Origin of the sequence: Klebsiella oxytoca (assembly GCF_009707385.1) — a bacterium.
In the GTDB taxonomy this organism is placed as follows: domain Bacteria; phylum Pseudomonadota; class Gammaproteobacteria; order Enterobacterales; family Enterobacteriaceae; genus Klebsiella; species Klebsiella oxytoca_C.
The window spans coordinates 1,219,137-1,246,011 of the sequence record NZ_CP046115.1 but is presented as its reverse complement, the minus strand read 5'-3'; the positions used below and the strand labels follow the sequence as shown (position 1 = coordinate 1,246,011).

Here is a 26,875-nt window from a genome sequence, read left to right as displayed (position 1 = left end):
AAACTAAACCTTTGTTGGTTTACAAATATTAATTAATTTCTCTGTTGGCTGGTTGATAACACAGCTGTTAGCGCGCGTTTTATTTCCGATCCGTAGCTGAGTGGGTAATACCTCGGCTTTAATAAACGCCTGACTCCCCTGAGCAACATAGCCTACCTGTTCTCCAGCCTCGTTATAAATTGTTGAACCAAAAGACACGGGAGAGCTGTTTTCACGGCGAACTTTGAGGACAAATAGTTTTCGGGTATCGGTTTTATACTTGATGAAAGAGATACTCCCTTCATAGGGAGCAAGGTGCGCCACATTACCAATAACGTCCACATCCGGATTTTCGCTGCTGGAAGTATCAAGCCAGAACTGATTCATGCGGTAGGCAACGGCACCGGAGACCAGCGCCTGACCGCGGCTGTTCGTCCTCTGCGCGCTATCGCTATTAATCACCGCCCCTTCAATACCCGGAGCCTCAATAATGACAAAGTTATTCCCGGCATCCGGTCCGGCCAGCACGCCACCGCTCCACGCCAGAACCCCGCCGCTGGCACCTACCGCCAGCTGCCGATAATCGCTGGAATTCGCGACACCCGCATTCAAACGCATCCACGGTGTTTTCCAGCCGGCATACAAGTCGCTGGACACGCCGCTACCTTCACGGGTGTGCGTAATATCGGCACTGTAATCAACTTCGTTGGCCGAACCGCTAAACCCAAGGCTCGTGGAATCATAGTGGCCATTATTAATGCGGGTACGTGAGTTGATGCTACCAGGCGAATCAAATATAGAGAAAGGAACCGTCAGCGAAAATGTCACATTCGTTTCACTGCTCATTTTATTCCGATCGATAACGCCGGTCGTTCGGCTATATTCACTGCGTCCCAGAGATAAGGTGTAATTCACCTTTTGAAAACGATTACTGTAGGTAAGATTATATTGCCGGGTACTATCACGATCGCCGCGATATTTTCTGAACCAGGCATCAAGCGCCAGTCTTCCCGCATCCTCTCCCAGCGGCTGGCTCAGAGAGACACTAAACGCCTGCTTACTTCCCCAGGCGGTATCCGTTTGCTGCTGGCTGCCATGATTAGCCAACTCCTGTAAAGTGGCGTAATCTCGGGTACGGTAATACCACGTCGCCAGTGCAATGTTGGTTCTGGTTGGGAGATATTTACTCCATGCCAGCGAATACTTTTCCCCACGATGACGCCGCTCATCGCTCCAGCGCGTTTGCTCCGCACTGGCGCTAACGGAACCCAGCCAGGGAAACGAGATCGCGCTGCCCAGCATAAGGGCGTGATAACGATGGCTGACGGTCAAGCCATTAAACCAGGTCAGATAATTATTCAGGCCCTGCGTATAGTCCATCTGCCCAAACCATGAACGATCGCCTTCGCCCGATGAGCGCAATTTCCCCATGTTGAAACGAAAATCCGACGTTCCCGGCCGCAGCATGGATGACATCGTGGCAAAAGGAACGGTAAATCGCTCGGTCAGTCCGCCACTATTGCGTACCTCAACCTTAAGGTCCTCTCTTGACCCCGTCGGCATCAGATCGCGAATCGCAAATGGGCCTGCCGGTACCGTCACCTGGTAAATTAATTTATTACCCTGAGAAATGCTCACCGTGGCATTCGATGTCGCATTACCGCTAATCACTGGCATATAGACCTGATCTTTATCGGGAAGCATCTGCAGGTCTTTATTCAGGGTGATCCCACGAAAAGCGAGCGTGTCGAAGTAATCAGAGGAGGTATACATATCCCCCGCGCGCATCATCATCGTTAATGGCGCGATAGGTTTTTCAAGATAGCGACTGGAAGTAAACCATCGGGAGCGATTACTGTCGTCCGTCTGCCATGAAGAGTTATCAACCAAACGCCAGCCAAACATATTCAGGCCATTGTGCAAATTCAAAAAAGCAGAGCGTGAGGTATTATTTTGGGCGCCTTTATCTCGCCCGTTATAAGCATTAAAGCTGTAGTTAGTATACAGCCCATTAATGCCTTTATCCCAGAGCGCTGGAGCAACCCAGTTCTTATCATTATAAATGACATAAGCCTGGGGAATTTCGAGATCAAGGCGCAATTCACCGGTACGTAAAATACTTTTACCGCCATGCAAAATCTCATTCAGAATAATATCATCGCTATCTTTTTTAGCTTCGAGATGCTCGATACCGCTGATGCCTAACAAAAAGACATCTTTTTTCTTCATTGTTATTTGATAACTTTCAACCCCATTTATCGTTACTGCATATTTCCCCTTCCACTCGTCATCAACAAAAACATCAAGGTCATAGCTACCCGGTGAAATAATAGGCGCACTGCCGCCCCACTCCTGCTGAGAAGAGTCGCCGACCAGCAAACTACTATTAAAGGATTTTGCATCACCGTAATATGGCCATAAGGCAAGGGTTATTGCATTCAGCAGTAATCCTTGCCTGACTTTACTGGCAATATTCATTTTCATATCAAACTCGATTTTACATATTAAAGCGTGGTGGAAATTACTGCATAGTGTTTGCTACCAAAGTCATTCATACGCGCGATTCGATATTGTGAATGACCATTCACCGCCACAGGTAGAGCATGGCAGTTAAATGGAGCAATAAATGCGGTATCGGAAAGTAGATTAGCTTTTGCGGCTTTTTTTAAGTCTCCGCCCTGCCAGGGAGAGATTTCCATCACAGTGACATAATAAGGAGAGGCATTATTTAAGCACAGTTTACCATCCTGATTACGAACAGAGAGATGCGTATCAATATCTTCTGACTTAATTTGTAGAGCTTTGGGCCGATAAAACAGCTTTATTCGACTACGCAGCGCGACCTGCAGATAATTCGCTTTATCTTCGTTAACTTCAGGTACAGGCGGCACATCCAGAACATTCAGCCAAAAAACTGACTCCCGGTCGGCCGGTAACGAATCAGCATTACGCGCCATCACTTTTAAAATTTGTCCCTCATTAATCCCTATCTGGACAACAGCAGGCGCCACGGAAAACGGCACGTCTATTTTTTCTGGTGAAACATCCGGCCTGCCGTCATCAATCCAGCTTTGAACCAAATGAGGTGTCGTACTTTTATTAACTAACTGTACATTTACAACTTTGGTATCTTGCGGATAAATCACGCGGGTGGCATTAATTACCACGCTGGCGGCGGCAGACCACGTGCAGCAGAGCATGGTCAATAGCGTAAAATAACGTAACATTATCTCACTCACTCTATTTATAAAAAAACGGGGGGAAGCCCCCCGTGAGATATTATTCGTAATTAAACGTGTAGGTCGCCGTGGTCACAATGCTACCGGTAGCAATATCGTTACCACCGTAGTTATAGTAGTTGGCGAAGAAACTCACGTCCGCGCCGGCTTCGCTGCCCGCAGCATCCGCTTTGACGCCGGTATCGATGGCTTTATCAAACTCAATGGCGTTAGAGCCATCTTTAGTCAGGGCAATACCCACGCCCTGCGCAGTACCCGTTGAGTTCTTCAGATACAGCTCATCGTCGGATACGTGCGGGCTGGAAAAGGTAATTTTAAGTGCCGATGCATTCTCTTTTGAGCTCTTACAGCCGGAGACGTGCATGGTGAATTTTTGCGCGTTGTGGGTTACCAGACCTTGCTTAACCCCAACCTGCTCGGTAGTGACCGGCGACAGATCGACGGTAAAGTCAGCGCCTTTATTGGTGGTCACATTACACGTTGTATCAGTTACCATCCCGCTAAAAGTAATCGTACCACCCGCGACGCCTGCGTCGGTCACAGCCATTGCCTGGCCTGCGGTCAGCAGCAGAGAAGCTGCAATTATGCTTTTTTTGAACATCATAATATCCTGATTAATATAAAGATAATTTTCGTTCTGCCGGCATATAACCACTCTCCGTGAACACTTTTTCAGTTCCATTCACTTTCGCCTACAGAACGTGATCATCATCACACACCAGAAAAAATGACGACAGTTAACACTGACAATTAACACGTATATAGATTTTTATTTTGAAAAATAAATTCAAATTAGTTTTAAATTTTAGTAAATAGATTCTCAGACCAAATTCTGATTTACAGAGAACCGGTAAATTAACGGGCCTGCGCATATGAAAGCGAATACAGAAGTGCTGGAGGTAAAGCGGCGGGGTTTTATTAAGAGATTCGCTGGAGGGACATTTGCTCGGAAAGCAAAAAACGAGGGATGTATAACGAGTCGTTAGCGGCCCCTTCCTGAACGGAAGGAGCCATTATTTTACAGTGGCCACAGCCAGGCGGCACCGCGCACGCCGCTGGAATCACCGTGTACCGCTTTGCGTATCGGCGTTTCGCATTCGCCGCCGAATACCCACGGTTTTAGCAAATTCGGCACCGTCTGATACAGCCGGTCAACGTTGCTCATTCCCCCGCCCAGTACAATAACGTCCGGGTCGAGAATATTCACCACATGTGCCAGAGACTTCGCCAGCCGCATCTCGTAGCGGCTCAGCGCCAGTTCTGCCACCGGATCCTGCTCGCTGACGCGCTGCATAATCTCGCTACCCTTTAACTGGTGGCCGCTCAACCGCTGGTAATCGATAGCAAAGCCGGTGCCGGATATAAAGGTTTCGATACAGCCCTGCTTGCCGCAGTAGCAAGGAACTTCAGCGCGATAGCGCAGTTCGTCTTCATCCATCCACGGTAGCGGATTGTGCCCCCACTCGCCCGCCGTGCCGTTACCGCCAATATGGGCACGACCGTTAAGCGCCACGCCGGAACCGCAGCCGGTGCCGATAATCACCGCAAATACCGTTTGCGCCCCAGCCGCCGCGCCGTCTACCGCTTCCGACACAGCCAGACAGTTGGCATCGTTGGCCAGACGCACTTCTCGCGCCAGACGCTGACTTAAGTCTTTATCAAACGGCTGGCCGTTTAGCCAGGTTGAATTGGCGTTTTTGACCACGCCGGTATAGGGCGAAATCGAACCGGGGATGCCGATGCCGACCGTGCCGTTCTGCCCGGTAGCCTGCTCGGCCATGCCGACTAGCGCGGCAATCGTCTCTATGGTCTGGTGATAATCGCCCCCGGGCGTGGGCAGACGATGGCGAAATAACTGCTCTCCCTGGTCGCTCAGCGCGATGACTTCCGTTTTAGTCCCGCCTAAATCAATCCCAATGCGCACTGTGAATTCCTCTCCCGATTAACAATGCAAGCATAGCGACAATTCGCTATCATGCCCGCTGGATTTAACGACAAAGCCGTGGAAATTATCATGCTGTGGTTCAAAAATTTAATGGTTTATCGTCTCAGCCGCGACATTTCTCTGCGCGCCGAGGAGATGGAAAAACAGCTGGCCGAGCTGACATTTACCCCTTGCGGCAGCCAGGATATGGCCAAAACCGGTTGGGTTTCGCCGATGGGATCGCACAGCGATGCGCTGACGCATACGGCAAATGGCCAGATAGTTATCTGCGCACGTAAAGAAGAGAAGATCCTACCGTCTCCGGTCATCAAACAGGCGCTGGAAGCAAAGATCTTTAAGCTGGAAGCTGAACAGGGCCGCAAGCTGAAGAAAACGGAAAAAGATTCGCTGAAAGATGAAGTCCTGCACTCGCTGCTGCCGCGCGCCTTCAGCCGTTTCAGCCAGACCATGCTGTGGATAGATACCGTCAACGGACTGATCATGGTGGACTGCGCCAGCGCTAAAAAAGCGGAAGATACCCTGGCGCTGCTGCGTAAAACCCTCGGCTCGCTGCCCGTTGTCCCGCTGGCGCTGGAGAACCCAATCGAACTGACGCTGACCGAATGGGTTCGTTCCGGTACCGTCGCCCAGGGCTTCCAGCTGCTGGACGAAGCCGAGCTGAAAGCAATGCTGGAGGATGGCGGCGTGATCCGCGCGAAGAAACAGGATCTGGTCAGCGATGAGATCGCCGTACACATTGAGGCTGGTAAGGTCGTCACCAAGCTGGCGCTCGACTGGCAGCAGCGCATTCAATTCTTAATGTGCGATGATGGTTCGATAAAGCGCCTGAAGTTCTGCGATGAACTGCGGGACCAGAATGAAGATATCGACCGGGAAGATTTCGCTCAGCGCTTTGACGCGGACTTTATTCTGATGACCGGCGAACTGGCCGCGCTGATTCAGAATCTGGTTGAAGGGCTAGGCGGCGAAGCGCAGCGCTAGTCTGATAAACTCCTTCCTGCATGCGCAGGAAGGAAACTGCCATTACAGATAGCGGCACAGATAAGACGTTGGCTCAGCCACCTGCATATGAAACTCGCTATTTCCCGGAACGTTGAATACTTCCCCGGCGGCATACACTTTCCACTCGGTTTCGCCCGGCAGAAGTACGTTCAGCGCACCGCTGATAACGGTCATCTCTTCTGGCTGCGCGGTGCCAAAGGTATATTCCCCTTCCGCCATCACGCCAACGCTCGCACGACCGGTGCTGCTGCTGGTGAAGCCGATAGATTTTACTTTTCCGTCAAAGTATTCATTGCTTTGAAGCATAAACTCGCCCTTATGATCTTGTGTTGAAGGCACAATATAGGGGGCGCTCCTTGCCCCTGTCACGTAAAATTAACCCGTTATATCAGGTTAAACTAATAGTTCTGCCGCCAGTCGCGAAACCAGCACATTTGACAACAAAACCGGGATATCCAGCGCCTTTTGTAATACATCCCGATGCTGCTGGTGGTAACAAAGACAATCCAGCATCAATACGTCCGCTCCCTGCTCAATCAACTCTCTGCCCGCGGCGAGTAGATCCTCTTTACTACCGCTAACCGGGTTTGAGATGGAATATAGAGGAGTATTTTCTAACACCCGCCATTTATCCCGCTGGAACGGTAATATCTCTTCAACCGGAACAATCACCCCCACCTGATGACCATCAACTATCGAAGCCACCAGCGGGGGAATAATTCTTTGTGGCTCAAGCAGGATCGCATTATTCGCCGTAAATCCGCTAAAAGGATGGGTACTCATCAGTAAAATAAGGTCGTAGTTTTGTTTATCGAGCATCGCAATGACGCTGCGTAAATCACGCTCCACCTTTTGCCGTGAGACCTGCGCTATTTCATTATCGTTAAGCAGAGTTAATAGCGTCTCATCGCCGGGCTCAACGCTGAAGTCCCGCATAACGTCTTCACGCGCCATTTTGCCTAACAGACTAATATGGACGATTTGTTCTTCCCTGATATGTTCAGTTAAAAGCGGTAACATCTCCGCCACCGGCACTACCCCAATGGTCAGAATTGCCATCGATGCACTACTCATATCATGTACCTTTTCACTACCGCTGTTTCAAAACAGGCTTCTATTTACGACTTCTGCCCCCCTGGTGATGAAAAATCAACCGACGAGAAGCGTAGCAGGTTACGACTGCCGTGGAATGTAAAGATTCCAGAAGCGTCAAAAACGCTCCTGAAAATCCGTAACTTAGGTAATCATTAGTACTGTCAATAGATTAAAAATGTGATACATGCCCGGTAATGAACTTTTCAGAACGAATCCCGGACATGAACAGGTCATCATGATTTATCGGGATCTTCGTAACGCCGTTTAGCATCCAATGCTTCCTGTTCAGAGGGATGCTCACTGATGAGTGAGTTCGGCGTCGGATGGTCAGCGCGCAGTTCATACCAGGTGACCGTTTGACCCTGTAGGCCTTTTTCAACAGCGACAACACGCGCTTCCCGTGGATATGGAGGTCTGGTCGGCATAGCGTTTCCTTTTTTTACCTTAAGAATTTTAAAGTATAGGCGCTGCCGATCCGTTTACCCCAGGCAAAGTCTTAACTGGTATAGGTTGCACCACAGACTGTCGTCATAATCTGTTCAACAACTTCATCCGGCGTCACGGTGGCGTTAATAATATGATGCGCGGCGGCACGATACAGCGCTTCCCTCTGCGCCAGAACCTCACCCACTTCATCGCGGATGGGCTTGCCGGTCAGCGTCGGACGCTGTTCCGCCTTCGGATAGGCTTCAAGACGGCCAATCAGGGCGGAAACGGTGGCCTCAAGATAGATCACCACGCCATTTTCCCGCATAAACTGACGATTATATTCGCTGAGAATAATGCCGCCGCCGGTAGCAATGATCGTCGCCGGCTGAGCGACTCTTTCTAACGCCTGGGTTTCCAGGGCGCGAAAGCGTTCCCAGCCTTCCTGCTGAACGATGGTCGCCACGCTCCGCTGTTCATGCTCCTGAAGCTCATGGTCGGTGTCGGCGAACTGGAAACCGCGAGCTTTAGCCAGCGCGTGACCAATCGTCGTTTTACCGCAGCCGCGAGGCCCGACAAGAAAAATTAGCTGTGTCATTACCGAAGACCCCTTGGTTCCGCGTTTTGCGGAAAAATGAAAGCGAAAAGAGAAACAATGGTACCGCAAACTTACCCAACGATAACCGTAAAATAAACGTTACACACCATCTATAAACCCTTTTACCTTAGTATTAGAAAGGACTTTAAATGTAAACTTATCATTGCATTTAGTGTTATGCCAGCTTTACTTTTGTACAAAAGTTATTTTTTGTGCGCAGTCTGGCGTAAACAGTAACACATTTCCGCACAGCTTTACGCTGCCACATATTTACAACATGAGTGGTTCGGAGCGAATCTGAAGCTCATTAATCAGTATGACAGAGGAATGTAGTATGCAATCTGAAGAGCAACGCCTAATCGATGGACTGTTTTCCCGGCTCAAAGAGGCCGAGACGCGCAGCGCATCGCGCGATGCCGGCGCCGAGGAGCGGATTGCCGGGCACATCAAAGAACAGCCTTTTGCCCCCTACTATATGGCGCAAACGATCCTGATCCAGGAAGCCGCTATCAAACAGCTTAACGACCGTATTCAGGCGCTGGAAAGCGAGGTCACCCAGCTTCAGGCCGCGAAGCCGAGCAGCGGCGGATTTCTCTCTGGCCTGTTTGGCGGCGGACAGTCCCGCGGTTCCGACCCTATTCCTGGCGCAGAGCAGTATGGCCGACCGCAGGCTAACGCCCAGCCTCAGTATGTGCCGCAGGCGCAGCAGCCGAACTATGCGCCTCAGGCCTCGCGCAGCGGCGGTAGCTTTATGGCCGGGGCGCTACAAACGGCGGCAGGGGTCGCTGGCGGCGTAGTATTGGGTAACATGTTGACCAATATGTTTAGCGGCTCGCACCCGCAGGAGATCGTTAATATTATCGAAGAAAAACCGCAGCAGGATCTTAGCCAGGCGCAGGACAATAACGTTCCCGACGACCCCCTCCGCCAGGACGATAGCCAGTTCCTGGCCGATAACAATGACTATGACTCCGACTTTAACGCCGGTTTTGGTAACGACGATTTCGGCAGCGACGACGACAGCTGGGTCTAACCCTGCTGACGCTTGACTTCCAACAGCCACTTTTCCAGCGCAGCGGCAAACAGCTGTCGATCGCGCTGGGATAAGCTATCCGGGCCGCCGGTCTGCACGCCGCTGGCCCGCATCGTTTCCATAAAATCGCGCATCGTCAGACGCTCGCGAATAGTTGCCTCGCTATAACGCTCACCGCGCGGATTCAGCGCCGCGCCGCCTTTTTCCAGCACCTCCGCCGCCAGCGGGATATCGGCGGTAATCACCAGATCTCCCGGTTCGCATAAACGGACGATTTCATTATCCGCGACGTCGAACCCCTGCGCCACGCGCAGCGTGCGAATAAAGCGCGACGGCGGCACGCGCAGCGGCTGGTTAGCGACCAGCGTCAGCGGTATTTGCGTGCGCTCGGCGGCGCGGAATAAAATATCTTTAATGACGTTCGGACACGCGTCCGCATCAACCCAAATAGCCATTGCGGCTCCTGTCGACGAAAAGAGATGCCGTATTGTCTCCTGCTTTTGCCTTCCGTGAAAGCGACAAGATGATAAGCTATACACGTCATCCTGCAAGCTGCCTCGGCGTTGGCCACGAATGACTCGGCCCATCCATGGGCCTCGCCCTTCCGGGCCGCCGTAAGCGACGTTCAAATCTGCTCCCGGCAGATTTGTCCCCCCAGTCACTTACCAGAGTAAGCTCCTGGGGATTCGCTCACTTGCCGCCTTGATGCAACTGGAATGATTTTGTGTATATGTAGCTAACGATAAAACAAACAAGGGGATTGGTGATGGAGAAGAAAATCGGCTTTATCGGCTGCGGCAACATGGGCAAGGCCATTCTCGGCGGCCTGATCGCCAGCGGACAGGTTCAGCCGGGACAAATCTGGGTCTACACGCCGTCGCCGGACAAAGTGGCGGCCCTGCACGACCAGTACGGCATTAATGCTGCGCAAAGCGCACAGGAAGTCGCCCAGATAGCGGATATCGTTTTCGGCGCCGTAAAGCCCGGAGTGATGACTAAAGTCCTCAGCGACGTCGCCTCCAGCCTGAATAAAGACTCGCTGGTTGTCTCTATTGCCGCTGGCGTGACGCTCGACCAGCTGGCGCGCGCCCTCGGTCACGATCGCAAAATCGTCCGCGCAATGCCCAACACGCCTTCTCTGGTCAACGCGGGAATGACCTCAGTCACGCCGAACGCGCTGGTTAGCGCCGAAGAAACCGCGGATATCCTGACCATTTTCCGCTGCTTTGGCCAGGCGGAACTCATTGCTGAGCCAATGATCCATCCGGTAGTCGGCGTCAGCGGCTCCGCGCCGGCCTACGTCTTTATGTTTATCGAAGCGATGGCTGACGCCGCCGTGCTTGGTGGAATGCCGCGGGCTCAGGCTTATAAATTCGCGGCTCAGGCGGTGATGGGCTCGGCTAAAATGGTGCTCGAAAGCGGCGAACATCCGGGAGCCCTGAAAGATATGGTGTGTTCACCCGGCGGCACCACAATTGAAGCCGTACGCGTACTGGAAGAAAAAGGCTTCCGCTCCGCCGTTATTGAAGCGATGGTGAAATGCATGGAGAAATCAGAGAAGCTAAGCCGCTCCTGATTAAAAAGAGTGAATTACGGGTGAGGCTACCCTCACCCGTTTATTTCTTAGACCTGTTTTTTCAGGCAGGCGCTCATAAATTTGCTGCGATCGTCCCCTTTCAGAGACTGCTGGGTCGCCTGACCGTTGCACTCGCGCATTTTCAGCTGCTGAGGCGTCAGCCCCTTGCCATCCTGCACGGCACCGTCTTTCTTAAGGCAGTTACTCATAAACGTTTTACGCTCATCTCCCTTCAGCGATTTCGATGATGCTTCTTTATTACAGACGCTCATCTTTTGCTGCTGGGGAGTTAACGTTTTTTCCGCGGCACCGACCGCTGTCATAAATACCAGGCCAAAAAGTAGGGTCACAAATAATGTTATTTTCATCGCACCATCCTTCTATGAGTGGATCTCTGTAAGTCTGGTCGCTGATTGAGAAAAAACCAGCCGCTAACGAAAATTCGTCACCGGCATCAGGTTATTTCAGATTAAGTGCAGCCTTCATGGTGTAAAACAGGTCGGTTTGATCGGTTAAACCAACCACGTTGGCCGCGTGCGGACCGTAGGCGGCAATGCGCAGCTGCGTTCCGGTATGTTCCATCGACGCTTCTTCAGAGTTACCGTAGCTTATCGCCATTACCGAACCGTCTTTGGTGTTCAGCGCCTGCGTCAAGCCCGGAGCTTTGGTATCTGCCGGGATAATCTGGCTGGCGTGCGCGTGATCGGCAGTGACGATAACCAGGGTATTGCCATCTTTTTTAGCAAACTCCAGCGCCTTCTGTACTGCCTCATCCAGATCGACGGTTTCGCCAATCTGGCCGCACGGATTCGCCGCATGATCCTGTTTATCAATAGAAGCGCCTTCCACCTGCAGGAAGAAGCCCTTCTCATGACTGCTCAGCAGGTCGATGGCTTTTTCAGTCATTTGCGCCAGCGTCGGTACCGATGCATCGCGCTCAGGGTTCGGCGTACAGGTGACGGCCGCTTTATCGATATTGCCGTGATAAGACGCCTTTGGCCCTTCCCAACGAACCGGCATATTGCCTTCCGAGAAAAGACCAAGCAGCGGTTTGTCCTGATTGGCCTGGCTGATAGCGGCAAGAGCGCTGGCGTCGGAAACAATCTGATAGCCACGGGCAACCGCCTGTTCGCGCAGCGTTTTACCCTGCCATTCGCCGGCGGTCGCGCTTTCAGCGAACGTTTTCGCCCCGCCGCCCAGCGTCACGTCGGCGCGAGCATTCAACAGCTGTTCAGTAATGGAGCCCTTACCTCCTTGTTCCAGCGCGTTGCTGGCGCATTTTTCGCTGGTCACGCTCGGGCCGTAGCATTTACGCGACGTAACATGCGCCACCAGCGCAGCGGGAGTCGCATCCTGCAGTTCCGCCGTTGAAACGTTACCGGTTGCTAAACCTGCCGCTTTCGCCAGCTCGAGGATAGTCTGATGATCTTTTTCATGGATATCTACGCCCAGCGCGCCGTTATAGCTTTTCACGCCAGTGGTCCAGGCCGTGGCTGAAGCGGCTGAGTCGGTCACATAATTCGGTTTGCCGGTTTTCTTATCCAGTGAATAATGGGTGTACTGGCCAGTCAACGGCAGCGCATCAATGCCTTTAAAGAAGCCACCCGCCCCTTCGGCATAATTTCGCGCGGCGGTAATTTCAGAATCACCCATTCCGTCGCCAATCAGCAAAATAATATTTTTAGCCGGCTTGTTGCTTAACGAAGCACGCAGCGCCTCGGTCTGGTCGCCGCTTAAACGACGAGCGCCGCCCGGCGTGGTGATATCGCCCTGAGCAGCGCGATTTTCCAGAACTGGCGCGATTGTGGTTTCTGCGTGAATAATCGGGGAGCCCAGCAGAGGTAACAGGGCAATAACCAGGGCGCTTAATTTCACTTTTATCGTCTCCGTGTAAAAAATACTTTAAAAAACAAAACGAGGAAGACTGTATAAAAGTGACGTGACAGTAAAATGACAGCATCCAGACATTGTCACACAACTAACTACGAGGATGCCGTAACAGCTTCTTTATATATTGCTGCAATAAAAGAGTATCTCGATCGTCTACTAGCGGGCCGGGGCTGGCCTCATTGATGGCTTGCTCAATATCGTTGAATAGCGCCTGCTGGACGTCTTGTGCCATATGGCGTAACAGGGCGGTTACCACCACTTCCAGCGCTTCAACCTGGGCCGTCAGTTCCTTTGATTCTTCTTCCTTTTGGGCGAGTTTAACCAGTAGCTCAGCAATGAGATTCTTCACAGCACTTTATCCTTATGCGAAGTCCGTAGTCTGCTATTTATGTCATACATTAGCCGTCGGATACCAGAATTATTTTTGAAAATAGATCCCTCCGTCAATGAATAACAAGCGAAACGTTTTGCTCCTTGCTTTTTTAGCCATCAGGATTAACTCAATAGCAGATTAATAAGCCTCATAACCAAATTTAACAATTAAGAATAAAATGGAATATTGCTATTCAATCGATAGTTATAACGTATCACCATAATATATCTGACGGGTCAGATTACCGCCGTCCAACGCGACTTTACCGGTCAGTCATCCACCTGATGCACCATACAAGCGCTGCGGATCATATTCGTATTGGCAATCAGAGTCTGGCCCTGGTGCGCAGATCTAACCGACTCGATTCCGACAACTACATCGAGCGATTTACCACAACCCAGAGTCCGCCAGCACACCGCCTACAAGCATCGTCACCTCAATCACGCCATGAGGATCGGAATATTACTGATAAACCCGGTGACCGCCGCACAGAATTTCCCTTAAATAAGGGCTGAACAAAATGATTCTCCGTACGTCGCGTTTTACCACCTATATAACACCGGGAACCTTGATGAAGAAATAACCAAGAAAATAACGCCTCAATAACTGACGCAGCGCTTTTCGTAATAGCCAACCACCTTCAATATTAATCAAAGCAGCCATCGTCCATCCTCCTTCTCGGGGCGGACCTTCATCTGTCCGACGTTCACCGCCCGAGTAACATCAACCGCATGAAAACTCTGCGTTGCCGGACCCGGTCGCTCCAGAGTGCAATCGTTAATGATTATCTCTATCCCGTCAGGCCGCAGCGCGGCGGCTACGGCGCAGCATGATAGCCAGCTGCCAGATATTAATGAGGACAATAACCGCAGTCGCCATAAACACCCAGCGGAAACCGGCCATCGCCGATACCGATGCGCCTATCAGCGGCCCGGCTACGTTGCCAAGATACATAAACGACTGGTTATAACCGAAAATACGTCCGGTGACGCTGTCGCTACAGTATTTCAGCAGCAGGGTCTGAACCGCTGGCAGCATTGCGCCATCGGCAAAACCGAGCAGGAAACGCAGTACCCCTAGCTGGAACGGTGTGGTGACGAACGACATGGCAAAGAACATCACCACCGCGCAGCACAGCGTCGCCAGCAGGATCCGCGAAGTGCCAATCCTGTCGCCCAGTTTCCCCAGCCGCGGAGCCGAAATAAGCGCCGAAACGCCAGGTACGGCGGCAATCATCCCGGCGAGAAAAGCGATGTTATTGCTATCCGGCGCCATCGACTTGATAAACAGCGCCAGAATCGGGCCGATAGAACCGTTGCACAGCTGAATAACCAGCGTGGTAAAAAACAGGCTAATAACCAGACCCGGATAGGGCAACGAGGCAAATACCGCCTTACCGCTCAGCCGCTCCGCTTTGCTGACCTGTGGACGAGCGCCCTCTTTGATCAGAAATAGCGTTACCAGAAAGCTCACTGTCAGCAAAACAGCGGTAATAATAAATACGGCCCTCAGTCCGACGTGATCGGCGAGGAAACCGCCGAGCAGCGGGCCACCGATCACGCCGCTGATTTGCGCCGTCGACAGGGTGCTAAGGGCCCAGCCGCTACGCTCGCGTGGCACCTGCGACGCCACCAGCGCCATCGCGTTGGGAATATACCCGGAAGTCAATCCCATTACCGCGCGCAGGATAAACAGCTGCCAGACGTTAGTGGCAAACGCCTGTAATAAAATAGCGATGGCCATACCCAGCGAGGCGCGTAGCAGCATCAGCTTACGCCCTTTGCGATCGGCGAGGCTCCCCCACATCGGCGAGACAATCGCCGAGACCAGGAAAGTGACGCTGAAAGTCAGCCCCGACCACATGGATAACGCTTCGTGCGAGGTCACGCCCAGTTGGGAAACGTACAGCGGTAAAAAAGGGAGAATTTGGCTGATAGCCAGTCCGGTGAAAAAACAGCCGAACCAGACGGAGATGAGATTAACCTTCCAGGATTCCATAACTACGCGTATTCATTAGTTTTTTGTTAATTATTAACTAGCTTAGCAATTTCCCCTGGACGACGTACTACCAGAGATGCGCTGGCGGCGAGTTTGGTGTTTTATGGTATCGGATCGCCCCGCTGTGAATAATTTCGTGGGGAAATGCCCTGGATACAGCGAAATATGCTCAAAAACAGAAGCGCTGGCCGCGCATCCCGAGATGAAAATGATTGGCATGGGCTGCGTTATAGTCCGGCCCCAAAGCGCTGCCGTAGTAGCTGCAGCTGCTCGCCAGCAGCCCCTGTAGCCAGGAATGATACTGCGGGTCGGGCCAGCCTTTCAGCACGCTTATACGTCGGCCATCGGATAAACGAAAGCCGCTGATATCCAGCGCTTCCGCCGTGGCGTGTTCGCTACGACGCGCGTTCTGACGATGATAAATATTACGGCAGGCAAAACTGCCAAAATGATCCACCTGAAGGAGCTCTTGCCCCAGCATCCGACGGGTCAACGGTTTTGCCTGCTGCTGCAGATACAGCGCGCTGCTCAACGCCAGCGGACAGCTGGCGAGGAAGCTGCTGCTGAGCTTTACCGTACCAAAATCGCGCACCCGAACCACGCTCTGCAGAGGGCACTCTCCCCGGCTATCGGCAACCGCCCCGCTGGTGATGAGCTTACGCCGGTTGGCCTCCTCCAGCAGGTCAGCGCACTGCGCGGGCGTTAATCGCCGCAGCTTATAGTGGCTGATAAATCCCGGCGGATCCTCCAGGCGCAGCGGCACAAACGGGTTATATTGTGCTGGAAGATAACGATATCCGTAATATCCGGCCGCCAGCAGCGCCAACAGAACAATTGAAGCTTTTCCTTTCACGCGCGGCCTCCCACTCCTTTATCTGGTGAATATTATGGCAGCCATGCGGCTGTTTCACATGCTATGTTATGCCCTTTGATGTAATCATGATGGAAGTTGAAATGGCTAAGATGAGGGTTGGGATCGTTTTCGGCGGTAAGTCGGCAGAGCATGAAGTATCGCTACAGTCAGCGAAAAATATCGTGGAAGCGATCGATAAAACGCGCTTCGACGTGGTGTTGCTGGGGATTGATAAGCAGGGGCAATGGCATATCAACGATGCCAGCAACTATCTGCTCAATCCTCAGGATCCCGCCCGTATTGCTCTGCGCCCATCCGATATTACGCTGGCGCAAATTCCCGGACGCGAGGCGCAGCAGCTGATTAACGCCGATAGCGGCCAGCCGCTGGCGGCCATCGACGTCATCTTCCCGATAGTCCACGGCACCCTGGGTGAAGATGGTTCTCTGCAGGGCATGCTGCGTATGGCCAACCTGCCCTTCGTCGGTTCCGACGTTCTCGGCTCCGCCGCCTGCATGGACAAAGACGTCACCAAGCGTCTGCTGCGCGATGCCGGACTGGCAATAGCTCCCTTTATTACCCTGACCCGCGCCAACCGTAATCAGGTGAACTTTGCCGACGTACAGGCAACGCTGGGACTGCCGCTGTTCGTTAAACCGGCGAACCAGGGCTCCTCGGTAGGCGTCAGCAAAGTCAACAACGAGCAGCAGTACCAGCAGGCCGTCGCTCTGGCCTTCGAATTTGACCATAAGGTCGTAGTAGAACAGGGAATTAAAGGGCGCGAGATCGAATGTGCGGTACTGGGCAACGATAATCCGCAGGCCAGCACCTGCGGCGAGATCGTCCTCAATAGTGAATTCTACGCCTATGACACCAAGTACATTGACGATCAGGGCGCGAAGGTGGTGGTTCCGGCGGCAATTGACAGCGATGTAAACGATAAAATTCGCGATATCGCCGTTCGTGCCTACCAGACCCTCGGCTGCAGCGGCATGGCGCGCGTGGATGTGTTCCTGACCGCCGATAACGAAGTCGTTATCAACGAAATCAACACCCTGCCGGGGTTCACCAACATCAGCATGTATCCAAAACTGTGGCAGGCCAGCGGCCTGGACTACACCAGCCTGATTAGCCGCCTGATTGAGCTGGCGCTGGAACGTCACGCCGCCGATCGCGCGCTGAAAACATCGATGAATTAATCACGGCAACGGCTTCACCGCCGTCTGCGGATCGGTAACCCGGGTAAGGCGTTTACGCCACGACCCGGGAAGTGTGCCGAAGTTGATCTATCAGCTCGGCCTCTTCCCGGCTCGCGCTGCGCTTAGCCGAGCTACCGGTTCACCGCCGTCTGCGGATCGGTAACCCGGATAAGGCGTTTACGCGCGACCCGGGGAGTGTGCCGAAGTTGATGTGTCCGCTCGGCCTCTTCCCGGCTCGCGCTGCGCTTAGCCGGCCGCCGTCGGCAGATCGGTAGCCCGGACAGGTGCGTCAGCACCGCCTCCGGGATGCAGCACCCAATACGGCTTCAGGTTATTTCTCCGCTTTACGCTTCCTCTGGCGGGCGGCGGCGAATGATAAACCCGGCGATCCAGAAGCAAATCACCCACGTCACCAGCCCAACCGCGTATGAACGCCAGCCTTCGGTTTCATACCCGAGCAGCCCGACTACGCCATTCATAATAAAAATCAACCCCAGCGCAACCGCGTAGTAGTGCCAATCGCGGCGGATTTTTTCAGTGAGTTTCATCATCGCTCCAACAACAAAAAAAGCATCTTCGCATAGCCGCCACCGCCGGTCTGCAGCCATGAGGAGAATTGTCGCACATTGCGATAGCGGTCTAAATTTCCCCTGTTTGCAGCAAACTCACATACCGGTGAAATCAGGAATATTCCTGGGCAGAAATTACCAGCAATCTGATACTGGAACCTCCTCCCCGTTGCCAGAATAACGTCTATGTAGCCGTTGCAAAACGGTAAGTTAGCGAAGTACGGAGGTCAAAATATGGCTGAGTTCACCTTTGCAAAAGCCGGCAACGGCGGCAAAAAAAGGCGCGCTATCACCAGCAGCAACATCGCTTATGCCCTGTTTGTGCTGTTTTGCTTCTGGGCCGGAGCGCAAATGCTGAGCATGCTGATCCACGCGCCGGGCGTGTTTGAGCACCTGATTCAAATGCAGGACAGCAGCCGCCCGCGTATTGAAATTGGCCTGATGGTAGGAACATTATTTGGCCTGATTCCTTTTCTGGCCGGCACGCTGTTGATTGGCGTCTTAGGACTGCTTTTTCGCTGGCGCAGCCACCGCTAGCGGCGCGCCATACAGCTGGCTCGCCTGTCGTCAACGCGTTTGGCAAACCAGGCGGTCGTCAAATTACGGGTGATTTTCGGACTCTCAAGTTGAATTCCCGGCAGCACTTCTCGCGGTAGCGTTTTGCCAACCTTCTTGTCGGCGATACGGAACACTTTTTTATACAGATCGCTCTCCTCAAACGCCAGCGTATCCCCCTTCTTCAACTGCCGGTGGATATCCTCATCGCTCATCGCCAGCTGAGAAGACAGGCGGCGCACCGCCAGTTCAGTGGTTCCGGCTTCGTCGCTGTCGTAGCGAATTAAATCACCATCCAGCGCCAGCTTGACGCCCGTCGCCTTAGAGACGGCATTCTGGAAAGCGGCATTGCGGCTGGCGTACCATCCGGCGTTGAAGTCGGCAAAACGATACAGCGGCACGCTGTAGCTAGCCGGATAGTTCAACAGATGATAGGTGCCAAACCACAGCCCGCCGCGCAGGCTGAACACCTCCTGGCGCACGGTACCGTCGATTTTCCACGGATAGCCGTCGGTATGCTGCTCGGCGAAAGCTATACTGACCTGCATCGGACCGCCGGTATGCACCGGATTTAGCGAGCCGAACAGCTTCTGCCCCATCGGCACCATACCGATAAAATCATCGAAAATTGCGCTCAGCTGCTTTTCCGTTTTCACGCTATCCAGGCGTTCGCTATAGCTCTTACCGTTGGGTGATTTGATTTTCAACGCGGTATGCACCAGAAAAACCGGAATGTGCATTTTCTCCGCCCGGCGGTCTATCTCCTGCCAGGCGATTTTATTCAGCCCCGGCACCGCAGGGTCCGCCTGATAGTTGGACTCCTGCTGTGCCACCGCCAGCACCGAACACACGTTCTCTTCCGTCGGCGCCAGCTTCTGGCTTGCAAAGGTTTTAGCGATGGCCTGCGCCCATTCTTCACGATCTTTTACGCTGGCGGGCATTTTCTGCCGCACCACGGCTGCAACATCAATCGGCTTTTCGCCTTCTTTTAACACCGGCTCCGGCTTGCTGGAACAGGCGCTGAGAACCATCCCGGCCAGTAGCGTCAGGGAGAGCGAAACAAAATGAGATGATGCTACGGCCATGGTTCTTCCTTGCGATCGTTAACTTAGCGTTTGGGTAACTTCCAGCAGCTCTTTACCGTCCAGCTCGCGTTCAAAGCTGCGCAGACGTTTGTAAATAGACATCAGCTCAACCAGTGTAGTCCACGAGCTAATCAGATACTGGAACGAGCCGCGAACCTGACCAAAGACGTTGGTTATCTGAGTCATCAGGCCCAGCGTAATCGTACCGGCAACAATCGACGGAAACAGCAGGAACAAACCGAAAACGTTATCCACCTGGAGATAAAGAATACGGGCGATGTTGAAATACATATAGTGGAAATAGAGGCGGAAATAGTTGCGGCGCACGGCGCTGAACAGCTCACGCACCGTCGGCGGCGTCGCGCGGTTAGCGTCATCCTCACCGTAAACCAGCTCTTTACGATAGGCGGCCTCAACGCGCTGGTTTTTGAACTCCAGCCCGGGCAGCTTAATCCCCACCACCGCCAGCAGGCCTGTCCCCATTAACGACCAGACGATCGCGGCGATAACCAGACCGTACGGTATATGGCCGACAAACGGTAAATCCGGTACGTGCGCGGAGAGCGTCACCAGCACTGGCAGGAAGGCGATAAGGGTCATCACCGCATTGAGAAAACTGACCCCCATGCTCTCCAGCGTAGAAGCAAAGCGCATAGTGTCTTCCTGCACACGCTGGGCGGCGCCTTCGATATGGCGCAGGTGCTGCCAGTGCGCCATATAGTGTTCGTTCATGGCGGTACGCCAGCGGAAAACGTAGTGGCTGACGAAGAAATTATTCATCACGCCGATCAGCACCGCGATAATCGCGATGCCGAGAAATACGCCAATTTCCTGATAAAACTGATTAATACTGACTTTATGCGGCGTCGCCAGCGCGGTCTGAATCAGATCGTAGAACGGCGCGTACCAGGCGTTTATCGCCACTCCCACCTCCACCAGAAACCAGGTGACGAAAATAATCAGCGAGGTGCCAAGGATCGACCAGTACTGCCAGCGGTGCGGGCTGTAAATAAACCAAAAAAGGGCAAATACCCCCACGCAGAACATGTAGTAGGCGTAGAACACCAGATAGTTGAGCGACCAGAAGCGCGCTGCGCTAATCGCGACATCCTGGGATGCGCCGGTTACCCGCAGCAGCCAGTCGCCGCCGCCCGCCTGCCAAAAAATCACCGCCAGCAGCGACCAGATAAAGGCAGAAATAAAAAACGGCCCCGGTTTGGGGAAAAAGGATTTAAACATCATGCTCTCCTGCTAACTTCTTTTTCATTTCGCTGTGCTATGTCATACAAAACGCCCGCCGCAAAGCCGTCGCAGCGAAGCAAAGTGGGCGGATGATGAGACCGGGTATCAGTAGCTTAGTTCGGCTGCCACTCGCTAAGAATTGTTTCTGTCGGTTTCACGTGTAAAGGATTGCCCGGAACCGTCAGCGAACGCCAGACGTCGTTGTGGTGGGCTATTAACGTGGTGGCCTGAGCCGCCGGACGGTTGGCTGTAGTATGGGCATCTTCAGCGACGGTAATCGCGTAGCCACGGCTGGCGCCGTTCTTGATGGTGGTATCAACGCAGTAGTCGGTGGCGCAACCGCAAATCACAAACTGCGTAATGTGATGTTCGCGCAGCACTTCTTCGAGGGGAGTGCGGTAAAAGGCATCGCAGGCGGTCTTCGTAACGTATAGCGCGCCTGCGGGCTGCTGTATTTCGGGCAACAAGGCAAAACCTTCGCTTCCCTCTTCGAGGCCGCCCTCCTCACAGTGCTGAATGAAGATAACGGTATCCGCAGCGTTTATCAGGCGATTAATTTGCGCCGCGCAGCGCTCGCGCTCGAAACGCGGCGTCGCGAAAACGCCGTTTTGCATATCCACTACCATTACTACCCGTTGTACAGCCATCGTCTCCGCCACTCGTTATTAACCAAAACGATCATCATACGCGCCCGCGGGTAAATGCCGCTATCCGAAAGCATAAAAAAGGTTTTTTTACGCCAGGTTACGTTTTTCCGCACAGAATCGCTTCATTAGCGCTTTGCTCGGCGGCGCTTCGTAGTATAAATACGCTCTGTATTTTTTCTTCACCATGATGGATGCCCCCGTTGAAACGTAGTCTGCTCATTTTTGCTGCGCTGTGCGCGGCGTCATTGACATCGGTCCAGGCCGCACAGCCGAGCGTCGACCCGGAATTCGCCGCCGATGTTGTTGACCGTTACGCGAATCATATTTTCTACGGCAGCGGCGCGACCGGTATGGCGCTGGTGGTTATCGACGGTAACCAGCGCGTATTCCGTAGCTTTGGCGAGACCAGGCCGGGCAATAATGAGCACCCGCAGCTCGATTCGGTGATCCGCATTGCCTCTATCAGCAAATTGATGACCAGCGAAATGCTTGTCAAACTCCTCGATCAGGGCGTAGTGAAGCTTAACGATCCCCTGAGCAAATACGCGCCGCCGGGCGCGCGGGTGCCAACTTACCAGGGCGCGCCTATCACGCTGGTGAATCTGGCGACGCATACCAGCGCGCTGCCGCGCGAGCAGCCCGGCGGTGCGGCGCATCGTCCGGTTTTCGTCTGGCCGACCCGCCAGCAGCGCTGGAACTGGTTATCCACCGCAACGCTAAAAACCGCCCCCGGTTCGCAGGCCGCCTATTCCAATCTGGCCTTCGATTTGCTGGCCGATGCGCTCTCTACCGCTGCGGGCAAACCTTATCCGCAGCTGTTTGAAGAGCAAATCACCCGTCCGCTGGGGATGAAAGACACCACCTTTACGCCATCGCCGGATCAGTGCCGACGGCTGATGATCCCGGAGAAAGGGGCCAGCCCGTGTAACAATACCCTCGCGGCTATCGGCAGCGGCGGCGTGTACTCCACGCCCGGCGATATGATGCGCTGGATGCAGCAGTTCCTCTCTTCTGATTTCTTCACCCGCGGCCAGCAGGCGGACCGGATGCAGACGCTGATTTATCAACGTAGCCATCTGACAAAGGTGATCGGTATGGACGTGCCGGGCAAAGCCGATGCCCTCGGCCTCGGCTGGGTTTACATGAAGCCGAAAAACGGCCAGCCGGGCATTATTCAGAAGACCGGCGGCGGCGGCGGTTTTATCACCTATATGGCGATGAACCCGCAGGCTAACGTCGGCGCCTTCGTGGTGGTGACCCGTTCTCCGTTGACGCGTTTCAATAATATGAGCGACGGCATCAACGAGCTGGTTAGCGAACTCAGCGGCTTCCGTCCCACGATTGAGACCGTCAGTCAGTAAACTATCGGGATGTTTTGCCATCGATTGATAAGGATCATTTTGGCGAAACATCCCACCGCCAATTCAGGTAAACTAGCTTTTTTCATTTCACAAAATCAGGCAAACCATGACAGATTTAATCACTCGCCCACGCCGCCTGCGTAAGTCCGCTTCGCTACGTGCCATGTTTGAAGAGACAACACTGAGTTTGAACGACCTGGTGTTGCCGATCTTTGTTGAAGAAGAAATTGACGATTACAAAGCCATCGAAGCTATGCCCGGCGTAATGCGTATTCCGGAAAGACACCTGGCGCGCGAGATTGAGCGCATTGCCAACGCCGGCATCCGTTCGGTGATGACCTTCGGGATTTCCCATCATACCGATGCCGTTGGCAGCGATACCTGGAATGAAAACGGTCTGGTAGCGCGCATGTCCCGTATCGCCAAACAGGCGGTACCGGAGATGATCGTGATGTCCGACACCTGCTTCTGCGAATACACCTCTCACGGCCACTGCGGCGTGCTGTGCGAGCACGGCGTGGATAACGATAAAACCCTGGAGAACCTCGGCAAACAGGCAGTGGTTGCCGCTGCCGCAGGCGCGGATTTTATCGCCCCTTCCGCCGCAATGGACGGCCAGGTGCAGGCCATTCGCCAGGCGCTGGACGCCGCCGGATTTAGCGATACGGCGATCATGTCCTACTCCACGAAGTTCGCTTCATCGTTCTATGGCCCGTTCCGTGAAGCCGCGGGTACCGCGTTAAAAGGCGATCGTAAAACCTATCAAATGAGCCCAATGAATCGCCGTGAAGCGATCCGCGAGTCGCTGCTCGACGAAGCCCAGGGCGCCGATTGCCTGATGGTTAAACCGGCCGGTCCGTATCTTGATATCCTGCGCGATCTGCGCGAGCGCACCAACCTGCCGCTGGGCGCGTATCAGGTGAGCGGTGAATACGCGATGATTAAATTCGCCGCCCAGGCCGGCGCTATCGATGAAGAGAAAGTGGTGCTGGAAAGCCTCGGCGCAATTAAACGCGCCGGTGCGGATCTGATTTTTAGCTACTTCGCTCTCGACCTCGCCGAAAAGAAAATCCTGCGTTAATTCGGCTATCGCCCCTCCCCCGGTCGCGCTGCGCTTACCGGGGCTACGGCCTGCTCCGGTAGCCGGGTAAGGCGCCAGCCGCAACCCGGGGTTATCCCGGTTTTTATATTCGGCACCATGTTTTCCCCGGTCGCACTGCGCTTACCGAAGCTACGGGCCTGCTCCAGTAGCCCGGGTAAGGCGTTAGCCGCAACCCGGGGTTATCCCGGTTTTTATATTCGGCACTATGTTTTCCCCGGTCGCGCGCGCTTACCGGGGCTACGGCCTGCTCCGGTAGACGGATAAGGCGCCAGCCGCAACCCAGGGTTATCCCGGTTTTTATATTCGGCACCATTTTTTACCCGGTCGCGCTGCGCTTACCGAAGCTACGGGCCTGCTCCAGTAGCCCGGGTAAGGCGCCAGCCGCAACCCGGGATTGCCCCGGAGACGAAATTTTGCGAGCCTCTTTCCGCCGTCATTATTGAACTCTTGCCTGATTTTATCCCATCTATACCCTGATGCTTCAAAAGATGTGTTTGCAAAGGAGCGCTCCGTGGTGGCCTATCGTCGTTATTATCTGAAGGGTGGTACCTGGTTTTTTACGGTCAATTTGCGAAACCGGAAGAGCAGGCTTCTAACCGAGCATATCGGGGAATTACGTCATGCTATCTTCACCATCAAACAACGAAAACCCTTTTACATTAATGCCTGGGTTATCCTTCCTGAACATCTTCATTGCATCTGGACATTACCCGAAGAAGATAGCGATTTCTCCGCCAGATGGAGGGATATAAAAGGTTGCTTTAGCAAAGCATTAAAACAGGAAAATGTCTGGCAACCTCGCTTCTGGGAACATGCTATCCGCGATGAAGCAGACTACCGCCGACATATCGATTACACGTATATAAATCCGGTCAAGCATGGTTGGGTAAGACAGGTTTGTGATTGGCCCTTTTCAACCTTTCACCGGGATGTCCGCCACGGGTTATATCCCGATAATTGGGGCAGCGAAATTCACGATTTTTTGTGCGGCGAACGCCAGTAATTCCCCGGTCGCGCTGCGCTTACCGGGGCTACAGCCTACTCCGATAGCCCGGGTAAGGTGCCAGCCGCAAACCGGGATTACCCCATTTTTTACATTCGGCACCATGATTCCCCCCCGGTCGCGCTGCGCTTACCGGGGCTACGGCCTGCTCCGGTAGCCGGGTAAGGCGCCAGCCGCAACCCGGGGTTATCCCGGCTTTTATATTCGGCACCATGATTCCCCCCGGTCGCGCTGCGCTTACCGGGGCTACAATCAGTTCCGGTGGCCTTAAATCTTCACTCAACTGTAATCTGAGCGACATCTGCACCTTCTACTGTCGGGGCAAGACGGAGGAGGTGCCGCTATGTTTAGTCTCGACAATGTACTCGATGACCTGTGGCCTCAGGCGAAGCCAGCTCCCTGGCAGAAAAAGGTGCTGAAAAAGCTCCTGCATGAGGAAGAGTTTCAACAGTTTGCCGCGCGCCATCATCACCTGAAAGGGCTGGATACAGTCGAACAGGTGCTCGACCATCTCAATATCCGCTGCGCTATCCCGGCGCACGACCTCGAACAGATCCCCGAGTATGGCCCGCTGGTCATTTTCGCCAACCACCCTACCGGTACCCTCGACGGCCTGGCTCTGCTCTACGCGGTCTCCCGCGTGCGCCGCGACGTCAAAGTAGTCACCAACCGCATGCTGACTCACCTTGAGCCGCTGAGCTCGCTGTTTATCCCGGTCGATAATATTAATGGCCGCGCCGCCAGAACGGCGCTGCAGCAGATGGAGCAGCAGCTGCAAAACGGCGGAGTGCTGATTTTCTTTCCGGCAGGCGAGGTTTCACGCCTCACCCGGCGCGGTATCCGCGATAAAAAATGGCACTCTGGATTTATTAAGCTGGCGGCAAAATACCGCGCCCCGCTGCTCCCCGCGTGGATCCGCGCGCGCAACGGCGCGCTGTTTTACGCCAGCACGCTGGTCTCGGATAACCTTCCGCTGCTCCTGCTGATGCAGCAAATGTTCCGCCGCCGCAACAGCAGCCTGCCGGTGAATCTCGGCCAACGGATCGCCTGGTCAACCTGGTTCGATCCGCAAAGCTCTTCGCGCGAGCTGACCGAGCGCTGTTACCGCCACCTGGAACTGCTCGGCAAAGGGCTTCCGGGCGTGTTCAAAACCGAAAGCGCTATCGCCCGCCCCGAAGACCGCGCCCTGCTGAAACGTGAGCTGGCTACCGCGGAAACGCTGGGGCGTACGGCGGATGGCAAAGTCATCTATCTCTGGCAGCGCCGCGGTCAGGAGGACGCGCCGGTACTGCGCGAGCTGGGCCGCCTGCGGGAAATCGCCTTTCGCGCGGTGGGTGAAGGCAGCGGCAAACGCCGCGATGTCGATAGCTACGATGATGACTACCTGCACCTGATTTTATGGGATGAAGCAGACCTTGAGATCGTCGGCGCTTACCGTTTTATTCCGACCGCAATGCAGCTGGCAAAGCGCGGCCTGGAGGGGATCTACAGCTACAGCCTGTTCCACTATGACGCACGGATGGAGGATATTCTGCAACATGGTATCGAACTGGGGCGCAGCTTTATCCAGCCGCGCTACTGGGGTCGCCGCGGACTGGACTATCTGTGGTCCGGCATCGGCGCATATCTGGCGCGCTATCCGCACTATCGCTATCTGTTCGGTCCGGTGTCGATTTCCGGCGGGCTGCCGCCGTCAGCGCGCGATTTGCTGGTGGCGTTTTACCGGCTGTGGTTTCCGGCGACGCATCCGTTGGCGGAGTCGCGCCGGCCTTATCCGGCCTCGCTGCCGGATGTACTGGCGCAGTTTAGCGGCGAGGATTACAACGACGACCTGGCGCGGCTGAAGTCCCTGCTCGACAATCTCGGCTGTGCGATCCCGCCGCTGTATAAACAGTACTCAGAAGTGTGCGTACCAGGCGGCGTGCAGTTTATCGATTTCGGCAGCGATCCGGATTTCAACAACTGCGTGGATGGGCTGGTGCTGGTGGATTTGACCTATCTGAAGACCAACCGCTATCAGCGCTATATTGGGGTACACCTGGACGCGCAAAAATCGGCATAACTCGCTGAAAACAACCTACCCGGTGCAGAGGATTGATCCCCTC

27 protein-coding genes are annotated in these 26,875 nt (G+C 53.9%); 9 read left to right on the top strand and 18 right to left on the bottom strand.

Going from position 1 to position 26,875, the window contains the following annotated elements; genetic code table 11:
• Positions 1-3: 3 nt before the first annotated feature.
• The 4 genes from GJ746_RS05805 to mak all read right to left on the bottom strand — a co-directional run bounded on the left by GJ746_RS05805 (position 4) and on the right by mak (position 5,142).
• Positions 4-2,463: a fimbria/pilus outer membrane usher protein gene (locus GJ746_RS05805; RefSeq protein ID WP_154679331.1), complete on the bottom strand. Its 2,460-nt coding sequence runs from the start codon at positions 2,461-2,463 to the stop codon at positions 4-6.
• A gap of 20 nt (positions 2,464-2,483) precedes the next feature.
• Entirely contained in the window at positions 2,484-3,206 is a 723-nt protein-coding gene (locus GJ746_RS05800; protein WP_154679330.1) for a molecular chaperone, read from the bottom strand.
• 52 nt (positions 3,207-3,258) lie between these two features.
• On the bottom strand, positions 3,259-3,822 hold the full coding sequence (locus GJ746_RS05795; RefSeq protein ID WP_227852756.1) for a fimbrial protein: 564 nt from the start codon (positions 3,820-3,822) through the stop codon (positions 3,259-3,261).
• A 414-nt stretch (positions 3,823-4,236) separates the two neighbouring features.
• Positions 4,237-5,142 (bottom strand): fructokinase, encoded by a 906-nt coding sequence (mak, locus tag GJ746_RS05790; protein ID WP_154679329.1) that lies wholly within the window; start codon positions 5,140-5,142, stop codon positions 4,237-4,239.
• A 90-nt stretch (positions 5,143-5,232) separates the two neighbouring features.
• On the opposite strand from mak, the gene rdgC reads away from it, so the two are divergent.
• Positions 5,233-6,144 carry a recombination-associated protein RdgC gene (rdgC, locus tag GJ746_RS05785; protein ID WP_154679328.1) on the top strand — a complete coding sequence of 304 codons (912 nt, stop codon included), beginning with the start codon at positions 5,233-5,235 and terminating at the stop codon, positions 6,142-6,144.
• A 42-nt stretch (positions 6,145-6,186) separates the two neighbouring features.
• Here the strand turns inward: rdgC and ppnP are convergent, their stop codons facing one another.
• The 4 genes from ppnP to aroL all read right to left on the bottom strand — a co-directional run bounded on the left by ppnP (position 6,187) and on the right by aroL (position 8,284).
• The gene (gene ppnP / locus GJ746_RS05780) at positions 6,187-6,471 is read right to left on the bottom strand and encodes a pyrimidine/purine nucleoside phosphorylase (RefSeq protein ID WP_154679327.1); all 285 of its coding nucleotides are present in this window, start codon (positions 6,469-6,471) and stop codon (positions 6,187-6,189) included.
• A gap of 87 nt (positions 6,472-6,558) precedes the next feature.
• Positions 6,559-7,239, bottom strand: a complete 681-nt coding sequence (locus GJ746_RS05775) for an AroM family protein (protein ID WP_195908803.1) — start codon at positions 7,237-7,239, stop codon at positions 6,559-6,561.
• 254 nt (positions 7,240-7,493) lie between these two features.
• Positions 7,494-7,685 carry a YaiA family protein gene (locus GJ746_RS05770; RefSeq protein ID WP_154679326.1) on the bottom strand — a complete coding sequence of 64 codons (192 nt, stop codon included), beginning with the start codon at positions 7,683-7,685 and terminating at the stop codon, positions 7,494-7,496.
• Between the two features lie 71 nt (positions 7,686-7,756).
• Positions 7,757-8,284: a shikimate kinase AroL gene (gene aroL / locus GJ746_RS05765; protein WP_154679325.1), complete on the bottom strand. Its 528-nt coding sequence runs from the start codon at positions 8,282-8,284 to the stop codon at positions 7,757-7,759.
• 334 nt (positions 8,285-8,618) lie between these two features.
• On the opposite strand from aroL, the gene GJ746_RS05760 reads away from it, so the two are divergent.
• Complete coding sequence (locus GJ746_RS05760; protein ID WP_154679324.1) at positions 8,619-9,317, top strand: DUF2076 domain-containing protein; 699 nt, start codon at positions 8,619-8,621, stop codon at positions 9,315-9,317.
• On the opposite strand, the gene GJ746_RS05755 is transcribed toward GJ746_RS05760, so the two are convergent.
• The gene (locus tag GJ746_RS05755) at positions 9,314-9,772 is read right to left on the bottom strand and encodes a YaiI/YqxD family protein (protein ID WP_154679323.1); all 459 of its coding nucleotides are present in this window, start codon (positions 9,770-9,772) and stop codon (positions 9,314-9,316) included. The two genes, GJ746_RS05760 and GJ746_RS05755, sit on opposite strands and share 4 nt — an antisense overlap.
• 311 nt (positions 9,773-10,083) lie before the next feature.
• On the opposite strand from GJ746_RS05755, the gene proC reads away from it, so the two are divergent.
• The gene (proC, locus tag GJ746_RS05750; protein ID WP_154679322.1) at positions 10,084-10,893 is read left to right on the top strand and encodes a pyrroline-5-carboxylate reductase; all 810 of its coding nucleotides are present in this window, start codon (positions 10,084-10,086) and stop codon (positions 10,891-10,893) included.
• 47 nt (positions 10,894-10,940) lie between these two features.
• Here proC and psiF read toward each other — a convergent pair whose 3' ends face one another.
• The 5 genes from psiF to GJ746_RS05725 all read right to left on the bottom strand — a co-directional run bounded on the left by psiF (position 10,941) and on the right by GJ746_RS05725 (position 16,007).
• Positions 10,941-11,261 (bottom strand): phosphate starvation-inducible protein PsiF, encoded by a 321-nt coding sequence (gene psiF, locus GJ746_RS05745; RefSeq protein WP_154679321.1) that lies wholly within the window; start codon positions 11,259-11,261, stop codon positions 10,941-10,943.
• 91 nt (positions 11,262-11,352) lie between these two features.
• Complete coding sequence (phoA, locus tag GJ746_RS05740; RefSeq protein WP_413773432.1) at positions 11,353-12,792, bottom strand: alkaline phosphatase; 1,440 nt, start codon at positions 12,790-12,792, stop codon at positions 11,353-11,355.
• 79 nt (positions 12,793-12,871) lie between these two features.
• Complete coding sequence (iraP, locus tag GJ746_RS05735) at positions 12,872-13,132, bottom strand: anti-adapter protein IraP (protein WP_154679319.1); 261 nt, start codon at positions 13,130-13,132, stop codon at positions 12,872-12,874.
• Positions 13,133-13,954: 822 nt separating this feature from the next.
• Positions 13,955-15,154, bottom strand: a complete 1,200-nt coding sequence (locus GJ746_RS05730; RefSeq protein WP_154679318.1) for a multidrug efflux MFS transporter — start codon at positions 15,152-15,154, stop codon at positions 13,955-13,957.
• A 169-nt stretch (positions 15,155-15,323) separates the two neighbouring features.
• Entirely contained in the window at positions 15,324-16,007 is a 684-nt protein-coding gene (locus GJ746_RS05725; protein WP_154679317.1) for an extensin family protein, read from the bottom strand.
• A 101-nt stretch (positions 16,008-16,108) separates the two neighbouring features.
• Here GJ746_RS05725 and ddlA point away from each other — a divergent pair, with 101 nt between their 5' ends.
• The gene (gene ddlA, locus GJ746_RS05720; RefSeq protein WP_154679316.1) at positions 16,109-17,206 is read left to right on the top strand and encodes a D-alanine--D-alanine ligase; all 1,098 of its coding nucleotides are present in this window, start codon (positions 16,109-16,111) and stop codon (positions 17,204-17,206) included.
• A 344-nt stretch (positions 17,207-17,550) separates the two neighbouring features.
• Here the strand turns inward: ddlA and GJ746_RS05715 are convergent, their stop codons facing one another.
• Positions 17,551-17,754 (bottom strand): DUF2754 family protein, encoded by a 204-nt coding sequence (locus tag GJ746_RS05715; protein ID WP_154682654.1) that lies wholly within the window; start codon positions 17,752-17,754, stop codon positions 17,551-17,553.
• Positions 17,755-18,009: 255 nt separating this feature from the next.
• Here GJ746_RS05715 and GJ746_RS05710 point away from each other — a divergent pair, with 255 nt between their 5' ends.
• Positions 18,010-18,312, top strand: coding sequence for a DUF2755 family protein (locus GJ746_RS05710; RefSeq protein WP_154679315.1), 303 nt, complete (start codon positions 18,010-18,012; stop codon positions 18,310-18,312).
• On the opposite strand, the gene GJ746_RS05705 is transcribed toward GJ746_RS05710, so the two are convergent.
• From GJ746_RS05705 to GJ746_RS05695, 3 genes are all read right to left on the bottom strand, one after another.
• Entirely contained in the window at positions 18,309-19,415 is a 1,107-nt protein-coding gene (locus GJ746_RS05705; RefSeq protein ID WP_154679314.1) for a DUF1615 domain-containing protein, read from the bottom strand. The genes GJ746_RS05710 and GJ746_RS05705 overlap by 4 nt on opposite strands.
• A gap of 18 nt (positions 19,416-19,433) precedes the next feature.
• Complete coding sequence (gene sbmA, locus GJ746_RS05700) at positions 19,434-20,654, bottom strand: peptide antibiotic transporter SbmA (protein WP_154682653.1); 1,221 nt, start codon at positions 20,652-20,654, stop codon at positions 19,434-19,436.
• Between the two features lie 116 nt (positions 20,655-20,770).
• The gene (locus tag GJ746_RS05695; RefSeq protein ID WP_195908840.1) at positions 20,771-21,283 is read right to left on the bottom strand and encodes a cysteine hydrolase family protein; all 513 of its coding nucleotides are present in this window, start codon (positions 21,281-21,283) and stop codon (positions 20,771-20,773) included.
• 221 nt (positions 21,284-21,504) lie between these two features.
• Here GJ746_RS05695 and ampH point away from each other — a divergent pair, with 221 nt between their 5' ends.
• From ampH to GJ746_RS05675, 4 genes are all read left to right on the top strand, one after another.
• Positions 21,505-22,665, top strand: a complete 1,161-nt coding sequence (gene ampH / locus GJ746_RS05690) for a D-alanyl-D-alanine-carboxypeptidase/endopeptidase AmpH (RefSeq protein WP_154679312.1) — start codon at positions 21,505-21,507, stop codon at positions 22,663-22,665.
• A gap of 106 nt (positions 22,666-22,771) precedes the next feature.
• Positions 22,772-23,746: a porphobilinogen synthase gene (hemB, locus tag GJ746_RS05685; protein ID WP_154679311.1), complete on the top strand. Its 975-nt coding sequence runs from the start codon at positions 22,772-22,774 to the stop codon at positions 23,744-23,746.
• Between the two features lie 532 nt (positions 23,747-24,278).
• Entirely contained in the window at positions 24,279-24,770 is a 492-nt protein-coding gene (locus GJ746_RS05680) for an REP-associated tyrosine transposase (protein WP_154679310.1), read from the top strand.
• Between the two features lie 343 nt (positions 24,771-25,113).
• The gene (locus tag GJ746_RS05675) at positions 25,114-26,832 is read left to right on the top strand and encodes a lysophospholipid acyltransferase family protein (protein ID WP_154679309.1); all 1,719 of its coding nucleotides are present in this window, start codon (positions 25,114-25,116) and stop codon (positions 26,830-26,832) included.
• The last annotated feature ends 43 nt before the right edge of the window (positions 26,833-26,875 follow it).

Excerpts from the sequence above, each read along its gene's own strand:
- GJ746_RS05805 (WP_154679331.1), bottom strand. The coding sequence starts at position 2,463 with ATGAAAATGAATATTGCCAGTAAAGTCAGGCAAGGATTACTGCTGAAT.
- GJ746_RS05800 (WP_154679330.1), bottom strand. The coding sequence starts at position 3,206 with ATGTTACGTTATTTTACGCTATTGACCATGCTCTGCTGCACGTGGTCT.
- GJ746_RS05795 (WP_227852756.1), bottom strand. The coding sequence starts at position 3,822 with ATGATGTTCAAAAAAAGCATAATTGCAGCTTCTCTGCTGCTGACCGCA.
- rdgC (WP_154679328.1), top strand. The coding sequence starts at position 5,233 with ATGCTGTGGTTCAAAAATTTAATGGTTTATCGTCTCAGCCGCGACATT.
- ppnP (WP_154679327.1), bottom strand. The coding sequence starts at position 6,471 with ATGCTTCAAAGCAATGAATACTTTGACGGAAAAGTAAAATCTATCGGC.
- GJ746_RS05775 (WP_195908803.1), bottom strand. The coding sequence starts at position 7,239 with ATGAGTAGTGCATCGATGGCAATTCTGACCATTGGGGTAGTGCCGGTG.
- GJ746_RS05770 (WP_154679326.1), bottom strand. The coding sequence starts at position 7,685 with ATGCCGACCAGACCTCCATATCCACGGGAAGCGCGTGTTGTCGCTGTT.
- aroL (WP_154679325.1), bottom strand. The coding sequence starts at position 8,284 with ATGACACAGCTAATTTTTCTTGTCGGGCCTCGCGGCTGCGGTAAAACG.
- GJ746_RS05760 (WP_154679324.1), top strand. The coding sequence starts at position 8,619 with ATGCAATCTGAAGAGCAACGCCTAATCGATGGACTGTTTTCCCGGCTC.
- GJ746_RS05755 (WP_154679323.1), bottom strand. The coding sequence starts at position 9,772 with ATGGCTATTTGGGTTGATGCGGACGCGTGTCCGAACGTCATTAAAGAT.
- proC (WP_154679322.1), top strand. The coding sequence starts at position 10,084 with ATGGAGAAGAAAATCGGCTTTATCGGCTGCGGCAACATGGGCAAGGCC.
- psiF (WP_154679321.1), bottom strand. The coding sequence starts at position 11,261 with ATGAAAATAACATTATTTGTGACCCTACTTTTTGGCCTGGTATTTATG.
- GJ746_RS05730 (WP_154679318.1), bottom strand. The coding sequence starts at position 15,154 with ATGGAATCCTGGAAGGTTAATCTCATCTCCGTCTGGTTCGGCTGTTTT.
- ddlA (WP_154679316.1), top strand. The coding sequence starts at position 16,109 with ATGGCTAAGATGAGGGTTGGGATCGTTTTCGGCGGTAAGTCGGCAGAG.
- GJ746_RS05715 (WP_154682654.1), bottom strand. The coding sequence starts at position 17,754 with ATGAAACTCACTGAAAAAATCCGCCGCGATTGGCACTACTACGCGGTT.
- GJ746_RS05710 (WP_154679315.1), top strand. The coding sequence starts at position 18,010 with ATGGCTGAGTTCACCTTTGCAAAAGCCGGCAACGGCGGCAAAAAAAGG.
- GJ746_RS05705 (WP_154679314.1), bottom strand. The coding sequence starts at position 19,415 with ATGGCCGTAGCATCATCTCATTTTGTTTCGCTCTCCCTGACGCTACTG.
- sbmA (WP_154682653.1), bottom strand. The coding sequence starts at position 20,654 with ATGTTTAAATCCTTTTTCCCCAAACCGGGGCCGTTTTTTATTTCTGCC.
- GJ746_RS05695 (WP_195908840.1), bottom strand. The coding sequence starts at position 21,283 with ATGGTAGTGGATATGCAAAACGGCGTTTTCGCGACGCCGCGTTTCGAG.
- hemB (WP_154679311.1), top strand. The coding sequence starts at position 22,772 with ATGACAGATTTAATCACTCGCCCACGCCGCCTGCGTAAGTCCGCTTCG.
- GJ746_RS05675 (WP_154679309.1), top strand. The coding sequence starts at position 25,114 with ATGTTTAGTCTCGACAATGTACTCGATGACCTGTGGCCTCAGGCGAAG.